The following is an 18,396-nucleotide window of genomic DNA, read 5'->3' on the forward strand; positions in this document are numbered from 1 at the left end:
CCAGGATCAAACTCTTCAGTTCAATCTCTGTTTAAAAACTCACTCACATTCGGAATTGATCAGAAAACTCACTCTTTCAAGCAATCTTTCTTTTCGTCTTCCGTGAGTATTTGAGTCGCTTTGTCGCCACCCAAACACCCACGCTTATCGGCTGTTAATTTTTAAAGAACGTTGCCAACCTTGGCTGGCTGCTGATCCGTCATTGACGCTGCACTCGGCGACTTGGCGTTTGCTTTGTCGTTGCTGCGTTGTGATCAGCGAAGACCGCAATTATGGCACCGTTTTTGAGGTGCGCGCAAGTGGTTGTTGGAAAAAGACACAAATGACGTCATGCGCACGGCCCTCCGCAGCGGAGGCGGAAGCACGGGGCTGCGCTAGGCTTGCGTGGTGCAACAGCAGGTGGGCCTGCTGAATGGTGTGGTTGGCGGGTGCGCGCAGGGCATCGGCCGTGCGTTGAGGAGTGGTGTGTGGCGGGTCGTTTGTGTGTGGGGGACTGGGCAGGACTGTCGGCCTGGGCAGAGGGCGTGACGGCACCATTGCCAGAGGGCGCTGCGCGCCACGTGCAGGTGTGGCGGCTGCAACCCGGCGACGTGGTGGAGGTGTTTGATGGGCAGGGGCAGTGCTGGACGGCCGAGGTGGTCAGCATGGGGCGGCGCGAGGTGTCGGTGTCGCTTCGTGCGCCATGCGTGGTGAACAGTGAGTTGCCCGTGTCAGTGACCTTGGCGGTGGGGATGCCCGCCAATGACCGGATGGATTTTTTGGTGGAGAAGGCGTCCGAATTGGGGGTGACCCACATTCAGCCGCTGATGTGTGCCCGATCGGTGCTGCGGTTGGACGCTGAGCGTGCGCTGAAGAAGGTGGCGCACTGGCAAGGCGTTGCAGCGGCGGCATGCGAGCAGTCGGGACGCGTGTGCGTACCCACGGTGGCACCGGTGCGCACATTGACGCAGTACCTGCAGGCCGCAGCGTGCGAGGCAGGCGACGGTGTGCAGCGGGCGGTGTTGAGCCCTCGCGCCAGCGAGTCACTGGCGGGCTGGGCCGCCCGCGCGAAGGATGGGTCCAAGGGGGCGTCCAGCCTGGCCTGGGTGTTCTTGAGCGGGCCCGAGGGTGGGCTGTCGGCGGAAGAAGAACAGGCCGCCCTGGCGCAAGGCTGGACCGGTGTGCGCCTGGGACCTCGGGTGTTGCGCGCCGACACGGCACCGTTGGCCGCGCTGGCGGTGCTGGGCAGCCTGCACGAGGGCTGAGGGCTCAAGCCTCGTCGGCTGGAGCGGCCGGGCTTGGCGCGGGACGGACGTCATGGGCGCCGGCCACGATGTCGAAGCGGAAGAGGCGGCATTCGATGGGGCCGTTGAACATGACGACGCGGCGGCTTTCCTTGAGCCGCATGGCCGAAGGCAGCTTCATGTCGGGGCTGAGCACCCACGCCGTCCACCCCGCGTACTGCTGTTTCCACTGGCGCGCCAGTTGCTGGAAGAAGGTGTCGGCGCCAGCGTCGTCGAAACCCTCACGGCCTGTGCGTTCATCGGCGTTGCGTGAGCGGTAGGCATCGCGTGCGCTGCCTTTGGTGTCGATGCGCTCGCCATAGGGCGGGTTGAACATCATGACACCCTGGGCGCATGGGGCCGGTCGCTGGAGGGCATCGGCCGTCTTGAAAGCGATGGCGTGGCGCACGCCAGCCCGCTCCGCGTTGCGGGTGGCGAAGTCGGTCATTCGGAATGCGACGTCGCCCGCGTAGATGGCGACCTGTGGCGCACGCTGTCGCGCACGCGCGGCCTGCCGGAGTTGCTGCCAGGCGCCGAGATGGGGTTTGAACGGCAGGAGCTTCTCGAAGGCAAACTGACGTTGCAGCCCGGGCGCGATGTCGCAAGCGATTTGCGCGGCCTCGATGGGGATGGTGCCCGCGCCGCAGCAGGGGTCCAGCAGGGGGCCATCTTCGGGGCGCCCTTGCCAGCCGGCAGCGGCGAGCATGGCGGCAGCGAGTGTCTCTTTCAGCGGCGCTTCACCAGTGTCATCGCGCCAGCCGCGCTTGAAGAGCGCCTCGCCGGAGGTGTCGATGTACAGCAGCGCGCGGGCCTCGTCCAGGAACAGCTGCACACCCAGGTCAGGGTGTCGGGTGTCCACGCTGGGGCGCTCGCCGGTGCGTTCGCGCAGGTGGTCGCACACGGCGTCCTTGATGCGCAGGCCCGCGAACTGCAGGCTTCGCAGCGGGCTGCGGCGTGCCGCGACGTCCACGCGCAGGGTGTGACGGGGGGTGATCCACTGCGCCCAGTCGACGAGACGGCCCAGGCGGTAGAGGTCGTCTTCATGACGGTAGGTGGATTCGGCCACGCGCCACAAGACGCGCTGGGCCAGGCGGCTTTCGAGGTTCAGGCGCATGGCCTGCTCCAGCCCCGCCTGCTGCCGGGGGGCACCTTCGGGCAGATCGACGGGCGGACGCACCTCGATGCCGCCTCGGCCCTCGGACAGGCGCGCCGATGCCCCCAGGATGCGACGGGCCTCGTCGAGCAAGAGTGGCTCGACACCGCTGGCGCAAGACAGGAAAAGCACAGGCTCATGAAGCACACGGGGAGCCACATGGCCACCCCCGGGCATGGCGGCGGGCGCCGGGCGCGAAGGGCCTGGGCGCGAGGCAGGCGCCGGGACACGGCGGGGACGGGGGGCGGAGGTGGTCATGGGCAAGCGAGAGGCAAACGATCGGCGCGGCGACAGGGGCGGGCTCAGGCGTTGAGCACGGCAAGCACGTCCGAGAGGAATTCACGTCGGTAGAGGATCCAGAGCACCGCGAGGGTGGCCAGGGCAAAGAAGATCGGGGACACGAACCAGGCGATCACCGCGAACGACATGTAGTAGGCGCGCAAGCCATCGGCAAAGCTCTCGGCGGCCATGCCCATGAGCTTGCCCGCGCGCCGGATGAATTCGTCGCGATCGGCCTGGCCACGGTCGAACACGTCGACATTGGGCGCGGCCCCCACCAGGATGGCACCGAAGGAGTACACGCGCATGGACCAGGTGAAGCGAAAGAAAGCGTAAATGAACACGGACAGCAAGATGAGCAGCTTGATGTCGAAGACGAGCAGCGTGGTGCGGGCGGCGAACGGGATGTCCTTGACGAGTTCACTGGCGCGGTCGTGGGTGCCCAGCACCGCCAGCAAGCCCCCGAGGATCAGGATGGTGGTGGACGCCCAGAAGCTGGGGCTGCTGGCCAGGTTCTGGGTGATGGCGGCGTCCACGATGCGCTGGTCGCGGTGGGTGACCTGGGCCATCCAGTGCATGCGGTAGTGGTTGGTGCTGGCCAGCAAGGTGCGCTGCACCCGGGCTCGGCGCGAGGCGAACTGGGCATAAGCAACCCAGCCAAAGAAGAACAGGCTCAGGGCCGCCCAGTCCTGCCAGGGGAGGATGGCGATGGCTCGCTCAAATGGCAACAGCATGGGGCAGGGAGATGGAGGTGTTCACAAAAAGAAACGGTGACGAGAAGCGATGACGGCACCCCCGGCGGCCGCCAGCGGGGGCCGTCAGAGCGACTTGCGCAGGTTCGCGGGCGCGATCTTGAGGGCCTCGCGGTACTTGGCCACGGTGCGGCGCGCCACCTGGATGCCCTGCTCTTCCAGCATGGACGAGAGTTGGCTGTCTGACAAGGGCTTGGCCGGGTCTTCGGCGGCGACGAGCTGCTTGATCAGGGCGCGCACGGCGGTGCTGGAGGCGTTGCCGCCGGCTTCGGTGTTGAGCGATGAGCCGAAGAAGTACTTGAGCTCGAACGTGCCGAAGGGCGTGTTCATGTACTTGGCGGTGGTGACCCGCGAGATGGTGGACTCGTGCAGACCGAGTTCGTCGGCGATTTCGCGCAGCACCAGCGGTTTCATCGCGATCTCGCCATGGGTGAAGAAATTCTTCTGGCGATCGACGATGGCCTGCGAGACCCGCAGGATGGTGTCGAAGCGCTGCTGGATGTTCTTGACGAACCAACGGGCCTCCTGCAAGCGGGAGCTGAGCGAGGCGTGCGCGCCCTCGCCACCGCCGCGGGGGCCCCGGCTGGCACGCAGGGCCTGGGCGTAGAGGTCGTTGATGCGCAGCTTGGGCATGACGTCGGGGTTGAGCACCACCTTCCAGCCACGCCCCGACTTTTGCACGATGACGTCGGGCACGATGATGTTGGCCTCAGCCCGCGTGAAAGCCCGGCCGGGCTTGGGCTCCAGGCTGACGATGAGGGACTGTGCGGCCTTGAGCTGCGACTCATCGGCACCGGTGGCCGCCATGAGCTTGCGCATGTCGCGGCGGGCCAGCAGTTCGAGGTGATCGCGGCAGATGGCCCGGGCCACGTCGCAGGCCGGGTGATCGTCCTGGTCGCGCAACTGCAGCAAGAGACACTCGGAAAGGTTGCGGGCGCCGACGCCGACGGGCTCCAGGCTCTGCAGCCAGCCCAGCGCGCAGCGCAGGCGCGACAGGAGTTCGTCGCGCGAGTCCTCGTCGACATCGTCGTCCTCACCACCCAGCAGGCTGTTGGCAACGTCCTCCAGGGCGTCGGCCAGGTAGCCGTCTTCGTTGAGCGACTCGATCAGGACATCGACGGCCGCCTTGTCGGCGGGCGACAGGCGCATGCCATTGAGCTGGTGGCGCAGGTGCTCTTGCAGGCTGATGGACTCGCTGTTGCGCTCCAGCGGGTCGTGGTCGTCGTCGTCGCTGTTGTTGCGCGAAGGCGTTTCGCGGATGCCGTCAAAGTCATCGCGCTCGGTGCCGTTTTCCCAATCATCACGCTCGGTGGCGCCCGCTTCAAGCCCATCCAGGCCGGCAGGTTCGGCCTCACCGCCGGGGCCATCGGTGTCGGTGGCGCGGTCATCACGGCTGAGTTGCTCTTGCCGCTGCCGCTCGAACTCTTGCGAGGCGGCGGTTTCCAGCGAAGCAAATTCGTCGTCGGGCTCGAGGAAGGGGTTTTGTTCGAGCATTTGCTCGACTTCCTGATGCAACTCCAGCGTGGACAGCTGCAACAGACGGATGGACTGCTGCAACTGAGGGGTGAGCGCCAGGTGCTGAGAAAGCCGGAACTGCAGTGAAGGCTTCATGGCGCGGCTGCCTCACATGCGGAAGTGCTCGCCGAGGTAGACCTTGCGGACGTCGGCGTTGTCGATGATCTCGGCAGGGGCGCCTTCGGCCAGCACGCGGCCCTCGCTGATGATGTAGGCGCGATCACAGATCCCCAAGGTTTCACGCACGTTGTGGTCGGTGATGAGCACACCGATGTCGCGGGCCTTGAGGAAACGGATGATGCGCTGGATCTCCATGACGGCGATGGGATCGACCCCGGCAAAGGGCTCGTCCAGCAGGATGAAGCGCGGCTGGGTGGCCAAGGCACGCGCGATCTCGACACGGCGACGCTCGCCGCCCGACAAGGCCATGGCGGGGCTGGAGCGCAGCTTCTCGATGCTGAGGTCTTGCAAGAGGGTGTCGAGCCGTTGGCGCAGCTCGGCCTCGGACAGCCGTCGGCCTTGCGCGTCGTGCTGCAACTCCAGCACCGCGCGGATGTTTTCTTCGACCGTGAGGGCTCGAAAGATCGAGGCCTCCTGGGGCAGGTAGCTCAGGCCGCGACGTGCGCGTTGGTGGATGGGCAGGCGCTCGACCCGTTCACCGTCGATGTCGATGGTGCCGGCGTCAGCCCGAACCAGCCCCACGATCATGTAAAACGAGGTGGTTTTGCCTGCGCCGTTGGGGCCCAGCAGGCCCACCACTTCGCCGGCGCCCACCGACACGTGCACGTCGTGCACCACCGTGCGGGCACCGTAACGTTTGCGCAAGCCCTGAGCGTGAAGACGGGCCGTGGTGGCGTCGCCGGGAGTGGGGGGGCGAGGATCGCTCATGTGCTCAACGCCCGGCTGGCCCGGCTGCATTGGGGGCGTCGCTGCGAGGCGTGATCACGCCCTGCACGCGGCCACGGCTGGCGCCACTGTTGGCAGCAGGTGCACCGGCCACCTGGAAGACACCTGTTTTGTTGTCGTAGGTGATGGTGTCGCCCGAGACCCGGTCAGCGGCCTGCCCACCAGAGAGCCGACGCATGACGGCGCGCCCGGAAAACACGACCAGATCCTGCACGCCGTCGTAGGTGATGCGCAGGGCCTCGCCTTCGATGAACTCATTGAGACCTTCACGCTTTTGCCGGAAGTAGGCCCGCCCCTCTTGCCCACCAGAGGCCACGGCCGTCTGGGTGCCACCGGGGTTTTGCCGCACTTCGACGCGATCGGCCCGAACCACCATGGTGCCTTTGGTGATCTCCACCCGCCCCGTGAGGATGTTGACCCGGCTGGCCTCGTCCACACGAGCGGCATCCGCAGCGAAGACCAGGGGCTGTGCCCGGTCGGCCTTTTCGGCGTGCGCGACCGCAGCCAGCGCGGCGCCAGCCATCAAGGCTGAGCGCATCACCAGGCGCCAGCCAGGCCATGACAGGGGAAAACCAGTGGACATCAACAAAATCTTCGGCATGTTTCTTGCAGAAGATTCTGCCATGAAGCGCGGCCCAGCGCCAGTGCACCAGGCCCGTGAACAACAGCCTGATTCAGGCAGGGCGGCGCGATCGGGCGATCAGGGCGTTGGTGGTGTCCAGTGTACGCGCCGGCGTGCCATTGAGCGAAATGGACGTGTAGTAGCGTCCGGCAATGCCCAGCGCGGGCACGCCGTCGATGCGGTACGCATCGGTCAGCGAGCGGGCCTGGCGGCACTTGGTTTGCACCGCGAATGACTTGAACACGGCCATGAACTTGGCGCTGTCCACCCCGTTGCGGCCCACGAATTCGGCGATGGCCTCCGGCGTGTCCAGGCGCTGTTGCTGCTCGTGCATGGCCTTGAACACCCGGGGATGCAGGCTGTCGATCAGGCCCATGGATTCGATGGCGAAGTACAGCTGCTGGTGAACGCCGAAGGGGCGCTCACGGAACGCCACCGGCACGCGGCGAAAGGCGACATCGGCGGGCAACTTGCTTGACCAGCCCTCGACGAAGGGCTCGAAATGGAAGCAATGCGGGCAGCCATACCAGAAGAACTCGACCACCTCCACCTTGCCGGCGGGGGCAGACACGGGGGCCGGCTCGTTGAGGCGCACGTAGTGCGTGCCTTCGACGGGCCCGCCTTGAGCACCCGCAGGCGCAGACCACAACAGGCTGCCGGCGCCGAGGGTGGCGGCCGTCTGGATGGAAAACTCACGTCGATTCATGCAGAACTTCCTTTCTTGATCGCTCAGGGCTGCATCCGCACCAGGGCCGACTCGATGCCAGCGTCTTGAAGCTTGACGCGCACGGCATCGGCCTGCGCGCGCTCGGCATAGGGCCCCAGCCGCACGCGGTACATGGTGCGCCCATTGACCTCGCGCGCCTGGATGCGGGACTCCAGCCCCATCAGTGCCAGCCTGGCCTTTTGCTGTTCGGCTTCAGACTGGCTGCCATAGGCGCCCGCCTGTACCTGGTAGTTCAACGCATCAGCGGCGGGCGCGGTGGACACGGGTTGTCCCGACAGGATGGCGGCGGGGTCGCGGGCCACGGGGGCGGCCGCCCCTGACGCGGGCTTGGCGGGTGCGACCGGGGCGCTGGCGATCGGTGCGGCGGCGCTGGCGGCCGACTCGGCGGGCGCGATGCCCACGACCGGCTCAACGGGGGCCATGGGGCCATCGCGCGGCACGGCGGGGTTCTTGCCGTACAAGGGGCTGTTGGGATCCCAGTTCTTGTTGCGCTCGGCTTCCAGCGCATCGTCTTCTGCCGTGCGCTGAGGCACCTTGTCGATGAAGGGCAAGGGCACCTTGGTGACATAGACCGCCACGGCCAGCGACAGGGCCAGCCCCACCAGCACGCCAACGATCATCCCCAGGATGAATCCGCCACGCTGGGCCTTGGGTTGTGCAGACATCGTCGTCCTTTCTTGATTCACGGGGCTCACATCGACGCTGGCGCCGACACACCCAGAAGGGCCAGGCCGTTGCGCAGCACCTGGGCGGTGGCGGCCAGCAAGGCCATGCGCGCCGCGCACAGCTCGGCGTCGTCCACCAGGAAGCGCTCGGCTGCATAGTAGCTGTGGAAGGCGCCGGCCAGGTCACGCAGGTAAAACGCGACGTCATGCGGCGCCAGACCCTGGGTGGCCTCGGTGAGCATGTCGGGGTAGGCGGCGAGCTTGGCCATCAGGGCCAACTCGGTGGGGGCGTCCAGGCGCGCCAGGACGGCCTGTGGCAAGGCCTCCATGGCGCCACCATGCTCGGCACACCAGTCGCGCAGCACCTTGCTGATGCGGGCATGGGCATATTGGACGTAGAACACGGGGTTCTCGTCGTTCTGCTTCAAGGCCAGGTCAACGTCGAAGACGAACTCGGTGTCGGCCTTGCGGCTGATCAGGAAGAAGCGCACCGCGTCCTTGCTGGTCCACTCGATGAGGTCGCGCAGGGTGACGTAGCTGCCTGCGCGCTTGGAGATCTTCACCTCTTCGCCGTTCTTCATCACGGTGACCATCTTGTGCAGCACGTAGTCGGGCCAGCCCTGGGGGATGCCGACGCCGGCCGCCTGCAGGCCGGCGCGCACGCGGGCGATGGTGCCGTGGTGGTCGGAGCCCTGGATGTTGACGCACTGCTCGAAGCCGCGCTCCCACTTGGCGATGTGATAAGCCACGTCGGGCACGAAGTAGGTGTAGCCGCCGTCCGACTTCTTCATGACGCGGTCTTTGTCGTCACCGTAGTCGGTGGAGCGCAACCACAGCGCGCCGCCTTCTTCGAAGGTCTTGCCGGCGTCTTTGAGCTTTTGCACGGCAGACTCGACTCGGCCCGAGGTGTAGAGGCTGGATTCGAGGTAGTAGTTGTCGAAACGAACGCCGAAGGCCTTGAGGTCCAGGTCTTGTTCGTGGCGCAGGTAGGCCACCGCGAACTGGCGGATGCCGTCGAGGTCATTCACATCGCCCGAGGCGGTGAACTCGCGGTCGTCGGCCTTGACAGTGGCCTTGGCCAGGAAGGCCTCGGCGATGTCGGCGATGTAGTCGCCGTTGTAGGCCGATTCGGGCCAGTCGGCGTCACCGGGCTTCAAGCCCTTCAGGCGAGCCTGGGTGGACGCCGCCAGGGTGGCGATCTGCACACCGGCGTCGTTGTAATAGAACTCGCGGGTGACCTGCTGGCCTTGGGTTTCGAACAGATTGCACAGCGCGTCGCCCAGGGCGCCCTGGCGGCCGTGGCCCACGTGCAGCGGGCCGGTGGGGTTGGCCGAGACGAACTCCACCAGCACCTTCTTGCCGTTGGCCGGCTGCCAGCCGAACTTGTCACCACCGCCGAGCACGTCAGCCACGATGCTTTGCTTGGCCTCGGGTTTGAGGCGCAGGTTGATGAAGCCGGGGCCGGCGATCTCGATGGGCAGCTGCACCCATTGCTGAACGGCGGGCTGGGATTCGAGCGCGGCCACCAGGGCCGTGGCGAGTTCGCGGGGGTTTTTCTTGAGGGGCTTGGCCAGTTGCATGGCGGCGGTCACCGCCAGGTCACCGTGCGCGGCCTGTTTGGGCGCCTCGAACGCGGGCGCGAAAGTGTCGGGGGCCTCTGGCGCCACCTGCTTGAGGGCGTCGCCCAGCGCGGCCAGAAGGGCTCGTTTGGCTTGGATCATGGGGCGATTCTACGGGCGAGGGGCATCACCCACGGCGGCCACCTGAATCTGCGAAGAAATGCACAGTCTGGCGCGGTCTATTCCGCCCGCCATCCCTCACCACGACATGAAAAGATCGATGGCATGAACAGGAACCTCGCATGGGTGAACTCGACATCGACCTTGAATCCGGTGTGATTGGCAAGTACCGGATCCTCAAAAAGCTGGGCGAAGGCGCCACCAGCGAGGTCTTCCTGTGCCAGGACGATTTCCACAATCGCCAGGTGGCGATCAAGCGGGTGCGGGCCTCTGCCCTGGTGGACGCGGTGGACGGGCCGGTGTACGCGCGTTTTTTCGCAGCCGAAGCGGCGCTGGTGGGCCGCCTGCAACACCCCAACGTGGTTCAGATCTACGACGCGGTGCCCGACCCCGTGGCGCCGTATGTGGTGATGGAGTACGTGCCCGGCACCACCTTGCGCACCTACTGTCGCGCCGACCAGCTGCTGCCGCTGGAGTTGATCGTCGAGCTGGGCTTCAAGTGCGCTATGGCCCTGGGCTACGTGTACCGCCAGGGCCTGATCCACCGCGACGTCAAGCCGGCCAACATCCTGGCCATGACCCACGGCGCCGGCGAGGTGACCGACGTGAAGCTGACGGACTTCGGATCGGTGCTGAATATGACGGCCGAGTCGACCCAGGTGCATCAGGTGGGCTCGCTGGCCTACATGGCACCAGAACAGCTGGATGGGCAGGTGCTGGACTGCCGGGCCGACATCTATTCGCTGGGGGCGGTGCTGTACCACCTGGTGGCTGGCAAACCTCCGTTCGACGCGAACTCTCAGGCGGTGCTCATGAACCAGATTTACAACCAGCCGCCGGCGCCCTTGTCAGGCATGCGCGCTGGCGTGAACAGCGCGGTGGACGAGGTCATCCAGAAGGCCCTGGCCAAGAAACCTGATGACCGCTACCCCAATTGGGATGCCTTTGCACAGGCCTTATCGGGCTTGATCTCCGAGCACAAGGTGCCACGCGGGCACCTGCAAGGCGTGCTGGACTCGGAGCGCTTCAACCTGCTGCGCTCTCTGGACTTCTTCTGCAGCTTTGGCGATGTGGAACTCTGGGAGGTGGTGCACCGCGCCAAGTGGCAACGCTTTTCGTTCGGCCACGCCCTGTACCGGCGCGGCGAGGAGGGCCGCACCTTCCACATCATTGCGCAGGGCAGCGTGGAGGTCTACCGCAACAGCAAGCGGGTGGCCCTGCTGGGCGCAGGCACCTCGGTGGGCGAAATGGCCTACCTGGCCCCCAGCCCCGAGCTGCGTCGCCACAGCACCGACGTGGTCGTGACCGAACCTGCCACGACCATCTCGTTCACACCCGAAGCCATGCAGCAACTCAGCCCGGCGTGCCGGCACCTGTTTGACGAAGCCTTCATCCGGGTGCTGGTGCGACGCCTGCACGCCGCGCACGAGGCCCTGGCCCACCCCCGACGGATCATGTAAGCCCCTGCCAGTAGGCGGGGCTGGCGTAGTGATCCTTGAGAAAGTCGATCCACAAGCGCAGCCGCAAGGGCTGGTGCTTGCGCTGCGCGAACACCGCGTAGATGCCATTGGGGGGCGCCGCAAACTCTTCCAGCACACTGACCAGCCGGCCCGCTCGCACGTCAGACGCCACCTCCCACCACGAGCGCCAGGCCAAGCCCAGGCCCGCCTGGCACCAGGCGTGCAGCACCTGCCCGTCCGAGCAGTCCAGCCGCGCGCTCGGACGCACGTGCACCACCTGCCCATCCACCGAGAAGGCCCACCCCCGGGTCTGGCTGGCTTCGGAACTGAGTGTCAGGCAGGCGTGACGAGCCACATCGCTCGGGTGCAAGGGATGGCCCCGCTCTGCCAGGTAGGCCGGGCTGGCCACGCACAGGCGGCGATTCTCGGCCAGGCGAACGCTGACCAGGCTGGAATCTGGCAGATCGCCCACACGCACGGCGCAGTCGAACCCCTCGTTGACCAGGTCCACCAGGTGGTCAGACAGGTTGAGCGACAAGGAGACCTCGGGGTGCTCCCCCACGAACCGAGGCACCAGAGGGGCCACGTGGCGGCGACCGAACCCCCCCGGGGCCGTGATGCGCAGGTGCCCGCTGGCCTTGATGCCGCCGGCGCTGACGCTGGCTTCGGCGCTGGACAAATCGGCCAGGATGCGCTGAGCGTCCTCCAGGAACGCGCTGCCTTCATGGGTGAGGCTGATGCGGCGCGTGGTGCGCACCAGCAACTTCACGCCCAGCCGCTCTTCCAGGCCATCGATGCGGCGCCCGATGACCGCCGGCGCCACCCCCTCGGCCGCCGCGGCCGCCGTCAGGCTGCCCTTGAGGGCCACCGCGACAAAGGATTCAAGTTGCTTGAGACGGTCCATGGGCAGCCGTGCTGAGGTGGGGGATTGATCTTGCGCAGCCCGGCGCCGGGGCACAAGCTGGGGCTGCCCCGAGGGACCGGCCAGTTCCGAGGCGCAATTCATGCAAAAAAGTCATGAATCAATGAATTTTTGAGCCAGTAATGTCTTGATAAGTATCGAATAAACTGGCGGGCCGCCTGGGTTCGCCCTGGGCCACGGAATTTTTCTTTGCTCCATTCGACGAGGTTCATGATGACCGCACGCACCCAAATTCACGGCCTGCAAGTGGCCACCGAGCTGTACCGTTTCGTTGAAGATAAGGTGCTGCCCGGCACCGGCATCGACAGCGCCAAGTTCTGGGCCGGCTTTGACGCCATCGTCAACGACCTGGCGCCCAAGAACGCCGCCCTGCTGGCCGAGCGTGACCGCATCCAGACCGAGATGGACGCCTGGCACGCCGCCAACCCCGGCCCGATCTCTGACATGGCCGCCTACAAGGCCCACCTGGAAAAGATCGGCTACCTGGTGCCCGTGCCCGGTGATGTGAAGGCCACCACCGCCAACGTGGACGCCGAGCTGGCCCTGCAAGCCGGCCCGCAGTTGGTCGTGCCCATCCTGAACGCGCGCTACGCCCTGAACGCCGCCAACGCCCGCTGGGGCAGCCTGTACGACGCGCTGTACGGCACCGACGCCATCCCTGAGACCGATGGCGCCGACAAGGGCAAGGGCTACAACCCGGTGCGTGGCGCCAAGGTGATCGCCTGGGCCCGCAACTTCCTGGACCAGGCCGCCCCGCTGGAAGGCGCTTCGCACAAGGAAGCCACCGGCTACAGCATCGCCGGCGGCAAGTTGGTCGTGGCGCTGAACGGTGGCAAGAGCACCGGCCTGCAAAACCCCGAGCAACTGGTCGGCTTCCAGGGTGACGCCGCCGCACCGTCGAGCGTGCTGTTGGTCAACAACGGCATGCACGTCGACATCCAGATCAACCGCTCCACCCCGATCGGCCAGACCGACCCGGCTGGTGTGTCGGACCTGGTGCTGGAATCGGCCGTGTCCACCATCCTGGACCTGGAAGACTCGGTGGCCGCCGTGGACGCCGAAGACAAGGTGCTGGGCTACAGCAACTGGCTGGGCATCCAGCTGGGCACGCTGACCGAAGAAGTGGCCAAGGGCGGCAAGACCTTCACCCGCAAGCTCAATGGCGACCGCGTGTACACCGGCCCCAACGGCGGTGAAGTCAAGCTGCATGGCCGCTCGCTCATGTTCGTGCGCAACGTGGGTCACTTGATGACCAACCCCGCCATCCTGTGGGGTGCGGAAGGCAAAGAGATCCCCGAAGGCATCATGGACGCGGTCATCACCACGACCATCGCCCTGCACGACCTGCAAGGCCGCGGCCAGCTCGATGGCAAGGCCATCCGCAACTCGCGCACCGGCTCGGTCTACATCGTGAAGCCCAAGATGCATGGCCCCGCCGAAGTGGCGTTTGCTGCCGAACTGTTCAGCCGTGTCGAGCAGCTGCTGGGCCTGGCCGACAGCACCGTCAAGCTGGGCATCATGGACGAAGAGCGCCGCACCTCGGTGAACCTCAAGGCCTGTATTGCTGCCGCTTCGAGCCGCGTGGCCTTCATCAACACCGGCTTCCTGGACCGCACCGGCGACGAGATGCACACCGCCATGCTGGCCGGCCCGATGATGCGCAAGGGCGACATCAAGAACAGCGCCTGGATCGCCGCCTACGAGCGCCGCAACGTGCTGATCGGCCTGCAAATGGGCCTGCGCGGCCGCGCCCAGATCGGCAAGGGCATGTGGGCCATGCCCGACCTGATGGCCGGCATGCTCGAGCAGAAGATCGCCCACCCCAAGGCCGGTGCCAACACCGCCTGGACGCCCTCGCCCACCGCCGCCACGCTGCACGCCACCCACTACCACCAGGTCAATGTGGCCGCCATCCAGCAAGACATCGAGAAGACCGGCGAAGACCCCCAATCGCTGCTCGACAAGCTGCTGACCATCCCCGTGGTGGCCCAGGCCAACTGGTCGGATGCCGACAAGCAGCAAGAGCTGGACAACAACGTGCAAGGCATCCTGGGTTATGTGGTGCGCTGGATCGACCAGGGCGTGGGCTGCTCGAAGGTGCCCGACATCCACAACGTGGGCCTGATGGAAGACCGCGCCACGCTGCGCATCTCCAGCCAGCACGTGGCCAACTGGCTGCACCATGGCGTGATCACCGAAGCGCAAGTGCGTGACAGCTTCAACCGCATGGCTGCGGTGGTGGATGGCCAAAACGCCGGCGACGCTGCTTACGAAAGCTTGGTGGCCAACCCCAACGGCGCTGCCTTCCAGGCCGCGCTGGACCTGGTCTTCAAGGGCAAGGAACAGCCGAGCGGTTACACCGAGCCGCTGCTGCATGCATGGCGGCTGAAGAAGAAGGCGCAGTGAACGGCCAACCAGGCCGCTCCGGTCTGATCAAGAAGCCCCGCCCTGGCGGGGCTTCTTCATGAGGGCAACGGGGGCAGCAAGTCGCGCAGTGGGCCGATTACCACACCAAGTAGAAAGACGCATGCATCTTTGCAATTTGATTCGTATCATCCACCCTAGATGGTTGTGCTTGCGCAAAGCACAGGGAGGAACCACACAAGAGGTCGCACCGCGACCGACATCTGCGCGGCCATGAGGTGGCCGCGCGTTCAAGTTGTGACGTCATCTCTGAACAGGTTCATTTGTGCAGCGCGGTACTGGCCGTCTGCTCACTTTCAACCTCAGAGATTTTCATGAAGACAATCACCACCTCGCTTCTGATCGTTGCTGCTGCCCTGACGAGCGGCTGTGCTTCGATCCTGAATGAAGACACCCAGGCCATCAACGTGTCGGCATCGAATGGCAAGTCCATCGCAGGCACCATCGATGGTGTTCCGTTCCAAGGTCCCGGCGTGGTCAATGTGAAACGCACCAAAGCCAGCAAGATCGTGAACGTGGACACCGCTGGGTGCACCAAAACCACCTCGCTGGAAAGCAATGTCGATCCGAAGTTCTTCGTGAACATCCTGTCGGGTGGCGCTTTTGGTTCGACCACCGACTATGCGACGGAGAAAATGTGGAAGTACTCCGAGAACGTCGTCATCACTTGCGCACAGTGATTGCCCGGTCTCAGTTCAAGGGCGGCCTCATGGCCGCCCTTTTTGCCGTCTGTGTTTTGCTGAGCATCGCACCAGCCAAAAGTACAGCGGCTGAAAGCAGTACACCATGGGTCCTGCAGCCACATGAACGAGCGCTGGCGCATGACCCGCATTGGGCGGCCTTGCTACACCACGACGGACGACAGCCAAACATTCAAGACCCGGCATTTCTTCTGAGTGGACAAGCGTTCACACTGGAGACTGAACTCCAGGCGACCCTGTCTCTGCTGTATCAGGGCGGACCTGATGCAGTATGCAGATTCCCCGCACGCTACCTTTGGATTCGCGCCAAGACAGGCAGACCAGCCCTGCCCATCGAACAATGCGCCGAGTTGAGCGAGTTTGCGACCAAGGCCCCCATGGAAGACGTATCGCTCGTCTTTGCCTCTGAAGTACTGAGCATGCCTTCCAGCATGATGGGGCATCTGTTTTTGAAGGTGAGCGGCCGACACGCCGATGGACGCCCCCGAGAACACGCGGTTTCATTTTTCACCGAGCCGGTGTCATGGAATTTACCCAAGCTGTTCTACGACAGCTTGATTGGCGGCATGCAGGGCTACTTCTCCCTGACACCATTTCAGCAAGAAGCCGAGCTCTACATTGGCAAAGAAGGTCGCAATCTGTGGATCTACCCTCTGCGGCTCAATGCAGCCGAGCTCGGCCTGCTCCAGGCCCACATCATCGAGCTGAAGCACGTCAGATTCACCTATTTCTTTCAACGCTATAACTGCGCCACCTTGGTCAAACATCTGTTGGCCATCAACAGGCCCAGCGTCTTGTCAGATCCCGAATGGTGGACCAGTCCAAAGGATGTCGTGCGCTCAGCCGTCCGTCATGACCTTGTCGACAACCCCACAGCGTTAACCGCTGCACGCTGGACACTGCGGATCATCCAAGAAGACCTGACGGCCACGGAAGTGGCGCATGTAGCGCAGCAAGTGGCCGCCGCCAAAGCGCCCGAAGCCAATGCACCGGCCACAGAGAAAGGCTTCCTTCAACTCAAGGCAGCCCAGGCCTTGAACCTGTACCTGTACGAAACAGATCAGCGCACTCGCACAGTGTGGGCACCCTACGCAAGGGCGCTTCAGCAGACCGAAAAGACGACGTACCGTGACTGGACACTGGAGTCGAACCAACGTCGAGACCCTGTCAACGCGCCACCAGACACGCAGTGGTCAGTGGGGGTGATGCAGCGTCAAGGAGACGCACGAGTATTCGCGGAGATCCTGCCCGCCTCCCACAAGCTGGAAGACGACAACAGCTTGTACTTTGCCGAAAGCTCGCTGGCATTGCTCAACGTGGCGATATCGACCTCCTTGGACAAGCGAGACATCAAACTGGAGCGCGCCACGATTTACGGCGTGGAGTCCCTGCTGCCGCGAGACGCCTTGACCGGAGGCTGGTCCGGGCGTTTCCGCATGGGGTGGGATCAACTGAGAGACAGCCAGCTACAAGAGCGTGGCGCATGGCTGGTGGAGGGAGGTTTGGGCGTCACGTCCCGGATGCACCCAGATGTAGACCTGTACGGCTTGGCGGTGGCTGGGGCCAGCACTGCAAGACGTGGGCACGTCTACGCGCGCCCGGAACTTGGCGTGATCGTCAGGCAGGTGTACGGCATGAAAACCATCGCACGCCTGGTCGTGAGCCACAACGAACTGAAGACTGGTCGAACCTTCTTGAGCAGCGAACTGCTTCAGACCAAACGATTCACGGGCGGCGTGACCGTGATGTTGCATCTTCGACATGCTCAAGGGCATGGACAACATCAGCGAGAGACCGGCGTCAGACTCAAGTATCAGTTCTGAGGGCTTGAGGGCTGATCTCCCGATCTGGGCAGGGGCCGTTTCGTTGTGCGAAGCAGCCCCTGTCTCCATGCTCGATCAGAACTTGTACATCAACCCAACGTTGAGGGCACGCACATTGCCCGTCTCACCATCGAGCTTGACATCGGTGAAATCCAGGTCAGCCGTCACTTTGACTTCGGGGGTCACGGCGTATGCGACACCCACCCCGAGGTAAACACGGGCGTTCGTGTCGGACTCAGAGACACTCAGCGAACCCAGAGACTCGGTCAGTTCAGCTTTCACCATGGCCAAGCCAATGCGGCCCACAGCACTGAACTTAGGCGTCATGTCCCCGTGCACTGCGACACCCACGGTGAAGGCACTGGCGCTGAGCTTGCCCTGCACGGCGTCACCGGCGAAGGCATAGGAATACTTGGTCTCACCGAAGTTGACGTAACCGGCTTCAACCGCCACCCCAGGATTGATCTTGTAGCCGCCGTAGAGCTTCCAGACGGTGTCCGACGTGTCACATGACAGCGTCTCGGCACAATCAAAATCCAGTTTGCTGACACCAAAGGCGCCGCCCACATAACCTTCGGCAGATGCGCTGGCAGCGATGACGGTTGCTGCTGCGGCAACCATGAACTTCTTGAACATGTGTTTCCCTTTATGTAATGACGACCGTTCGTCGGGGCGCAGATTAACCACTGGCCACACAAAGAGAAACACTTGATTGAGGGTGGGATTGACCACATCAACCATTTGGCCGATGCATGTGTAGGCATCGGCCAACAAGGTTCATGGGGCGATCAGTACTGGTAAGCCACACCGGCCATGAAGGAGTGAACCCCCTCGGTTTCGCCATCAATCGAAAACGAGGTACGGTCGTAATCCAGCGTGGCCTTCAGGTTGGAGAGGACCCGGTAAGACAGACCCAGGCCAAAGTACGGGCGCAGCGTGGTATCCGACCGTGAAACGGATGCACTGGCGCCATCAAAGTCCCCACCGACGATCACACCTGAGGCCGCGACCTTGCCATGCACCACCGCGGCACCGATGCGCGCAACCCCCTCCAGACCGGTGACGACTTCACGGCGAAATGCTGCCATCAGAACAAGCGCCTGCGCGCGCTGAGCATAGTCGGTGATGTTGACGGTCACGCCGTCCACCGTCACGGCCCCCTTGAGGGTGCCTTCGCCAAATCGAATGTAGGCTGCCTCGGCACTGGCCCAATCATTCACACGCTGGCCCGCATACAACTTGAACACGGTATCGCTCATGTCGCAGGAGGTCGCGCCGGCGCAGTCCGTCTTGTACTTGCCCGAACCAATGGCCGCGCCCACGTAAGACTGAGCACCCGCTGTGGTGGCCATCACGGCCAAGACCACACCCATCATCAACGTTTTCATCTTCATCACCTCGCTAGCCTCATCCTTCGATAGACACACAACAGACCACCTGGCGCGA

The 18,396-nt window shown here is 64.4% G+C and carries 16 protein-coding genes; 5 read left to right on the plus strand and 11 right to left on the minus strand.

The window, feature by feature from the left end:
• Nucleotides 1-467 precede the first annotated feature (467 nt).
• Nucleotides 468-1,244: a 16S rRNA (uracil(1498)-N(3))-methyltransferase gene (locus WNB94_RS15735; RefSeq protein WP_341391328.1), complete on the plus strand. Its 777-nt coding sequence runs from the start codon at nucleotides 468-470 to the stop codon at nucleotides 1,242-1,244.
• A gap of 4 nt (nucleotides 1,245-1,248) precedes the next feature.
• Here the strand turns inward: WNB94_RS15735 and WNB94_RS15740 are convergent, their stop codons facing one another.
• The 8 genes from WNB94_RS15740 to argS all read right to left on the minus strand — a co-directional run bounded on the left by WNB94_RS15740 (nucleotide 1,249) and on the right by argS (nucleotide 9,602).
• The gene (locus WNB94_RS15740; RefSeq protein WP_341391456.1) at nucleotides 1,249-2,592 is read right to left on the minus strand and encodes a THUMP domain-containing class I SAM-dependent RNA methyltransferase; all 1,344 of its coding nucleotides are present in this window, start codon (nucleotides 2,590-2,592) and stop codon (nucleotides 1,249-1,251) included.
• A 125-nt stretch (nucleotides 2,593-2,717) separates the two neighbouring features.
• Complete coding sequence (locus WNB94_RS15745; protein ID WP_341391329.1) at nucleotides 2,718-3,428, minus strand: DUF599 domain-containing protein; 711 nt, start codon at nucleotides 3,426-3,428, stop codon at nucleotides 2,718-2,720.
• 84 nt (nucleotides 3,429-3,512) lie between these two features.
• Nucleotides 3,513-5,057 carry an RNA polymerase factor sigma-54 gene (locus WNB94_RS15750; protein WP_341391330.1) on the minus strand — a complete coding sequence of 515 codons (1,545 nt, stop codon included), beginning with the start codon at nucleotides 5,055-5,057 and terminating at the stop codon, nucleotides 3,513-3,515.
• 12 nt (nucleotides 5,058-5,069) lie between these two features.
• Nucleotides 5,070-5,849, minus strand: coding sequence for an LPS export ABC transporter ATP-binding protein (lptB, locus tag WNB94_RS15755; protein ID WP_341391331.1), 780 nt, complete (start codon nucleotides 5,847-5,849; stop codon nucleotides 5,070-5,072).
• Nucleotides 5,850-5,853: 4 nt separating this feature from the next.
• On the minus strand, nucleotides 5,854-6,468 hold the full coding sequence (gene lptA, locus WNB94_RS15760) for a lipopolysaccharide transport periplasmic protein LptA (RefSeq protein ID WP_341391332.1): 615 nt from the start codon (nucleotides 6,466-6,468) through the stop codon (nucleotides 5,854-5,856).
• Between the two features lie 73 nt (nucleotides 6,469-6,541).
• On the minus strand, nucleotides 6,542-7,195 hold the full coding sequence (locus WNB94_RS15765; RefSeq protein WP_341391333.1) for a thiol:disulfide interchange protein DsbA/DsbL: 654 nt from the start codon (nucleotides 7,193-7,195) through the stop codon (nucleotides 6,542-6,544).
• A gap of 23 nt (nucleotides 7,196-7,218) precedes the next feature.
• Nucleotides 7,219-7,881: an SPOR domain-containing protein gene (locus WNB94_RS15770; protein WP_341391334.1), complete on the minus strand. Its 663-nt coding sequence runs from the start codon at nucleotides 7,879-7,881 to the stop codon at nucleotides 7,219-7,221.
• A 26-nt stretch (nucleotides 7,882-7,907) separates the two neighbouring features.
• A complete protein-coding gene (gene argS, locus WNB94_RS15775; protein ID WP_341391335.1) occupies nucleotides 7,908-9,602 on the minus strand; it encodes an arginine--tRNA ligase in 1,695 nt (564 codons plus the stop codon).
• Between the two features lie 140 nt (nucleotides 9,603-9,742).
• Between argS and WNB94_RS15780 the strand changes: the two genes are divergently transcribed.
• Nucleotides 9,743-11,080: a protein kinase domain-containing protein gene (locus WNB94_RS15780; protein ID WP_341391336.1), complete on the plus strand. Its 1,338-nt coding sequence runs from the start codon at nucleotides 9,743-9,745 to the stop codon at nucleotides 11,078-11,080.
• Here the strand turns inward: WNB94_RS15780 and WNB94_RS15785 are convergent.
• Nucleotides 11,073-11,984: a LysR family transcriptional regulator gene (locus tag WNB94_RS15785; RefSeq protein ID WP_341391337.1), complete on the minus strand. Its 912-nt coding sequence runs from the start codon at nucleotides 11,982-11,984 to the stop codon at nucleotides 11,073-11,075. The two genes, WNB94_RS15780 and WNB94_RS15785, sit on opposite strands and share 8 nt — an antisense overlap.
• 231 nt (nucleotides 11,985-12,215) lie before the next feature.
• Here WNB94_RS15785 and WNB94_RS15790 point away from each other — a divergent pair, with 231 nt between their 5' ends.
• The 3 genes from WNB94_RS15790 (at nucleotide 12,216) to WNB94_RS15800 (ending at nucleotide 16,950) form a co-directional block, all read left to right on the plus strand.
• Complete coding sequence (locus WNB94_RS15790; protein ID WP_341391457.1) at nucleotides 12,216-14,408, plus strand: malate synthase G; 2,193 nt, start codon at nucleotides 12,216-12,218, stop codon at nucleotides 14,406-14,408.
• Between the two features lie 332 nt (nucleotides 14,409-14,740).
• On the plus strand, nucleotides 14,741-15,106 hold the full coding sequence (locus tag WNB94_RS15795) for a hypothetical protein (RefSeq protein ID WP_341391338.1): 366 nt from the start codon (nucleotides 14,741-14,743) through the stop codon (nucleotides 15,104-15,106).
• A 29-nt stretch (nucleotides 15,107-15,135) separates the two neighbouring features.
• Entirely contained in the window at nucleotides 15,136-16,950 is a 1,815-nt protein-coding gene (locus tag WNB94_RS15800) for a lipoprotein N-acyltransferase Lnb domain-containing protein (protein ID WP_341391339.1), read from the plus strand.
• A 75-nt stretch (nucleotides 16,951-17,025) separates the two neighbouring features.
• On the opposite strand, the gene WNB94_RS15805 is transcribed toward WNB94_RS15800, so the two are convergent.
• Complete coding sequence (locus tag WNB94_RS15805; protein WP_341391340.1) at nucleotides 17,026-17,721, minus strand: outer membrane beta-barrel protein; 696 nt, start codon at nucleotides 17,719-17,721, stop codon at nucleotides 17,026-17,028.
• 17 nt (nucleotides 17,722-17,738) lie between these two features.
• Entirely contained in the window at nucleotides 17,739-18,338 is a 600-nt protein-coding gene (locus tag WNB94_RS15810; RefSeq protein WP_341391341.1) for an outer membrane beta-barrel protein, read from the minus strand.
• Nucleotides 18,339-18,396: the final 58 nt, after the last annotated feature.

This window comes from Aquabacterium sp. A3, assembly GCF_038069945.1.
Taxonomy (GTDB): domain Bacteria; phylum Pseudomonadota; class Gammaproteobacteria; order Burkholderiales; family Burkholderiaceae_C; genus Aquabacterium.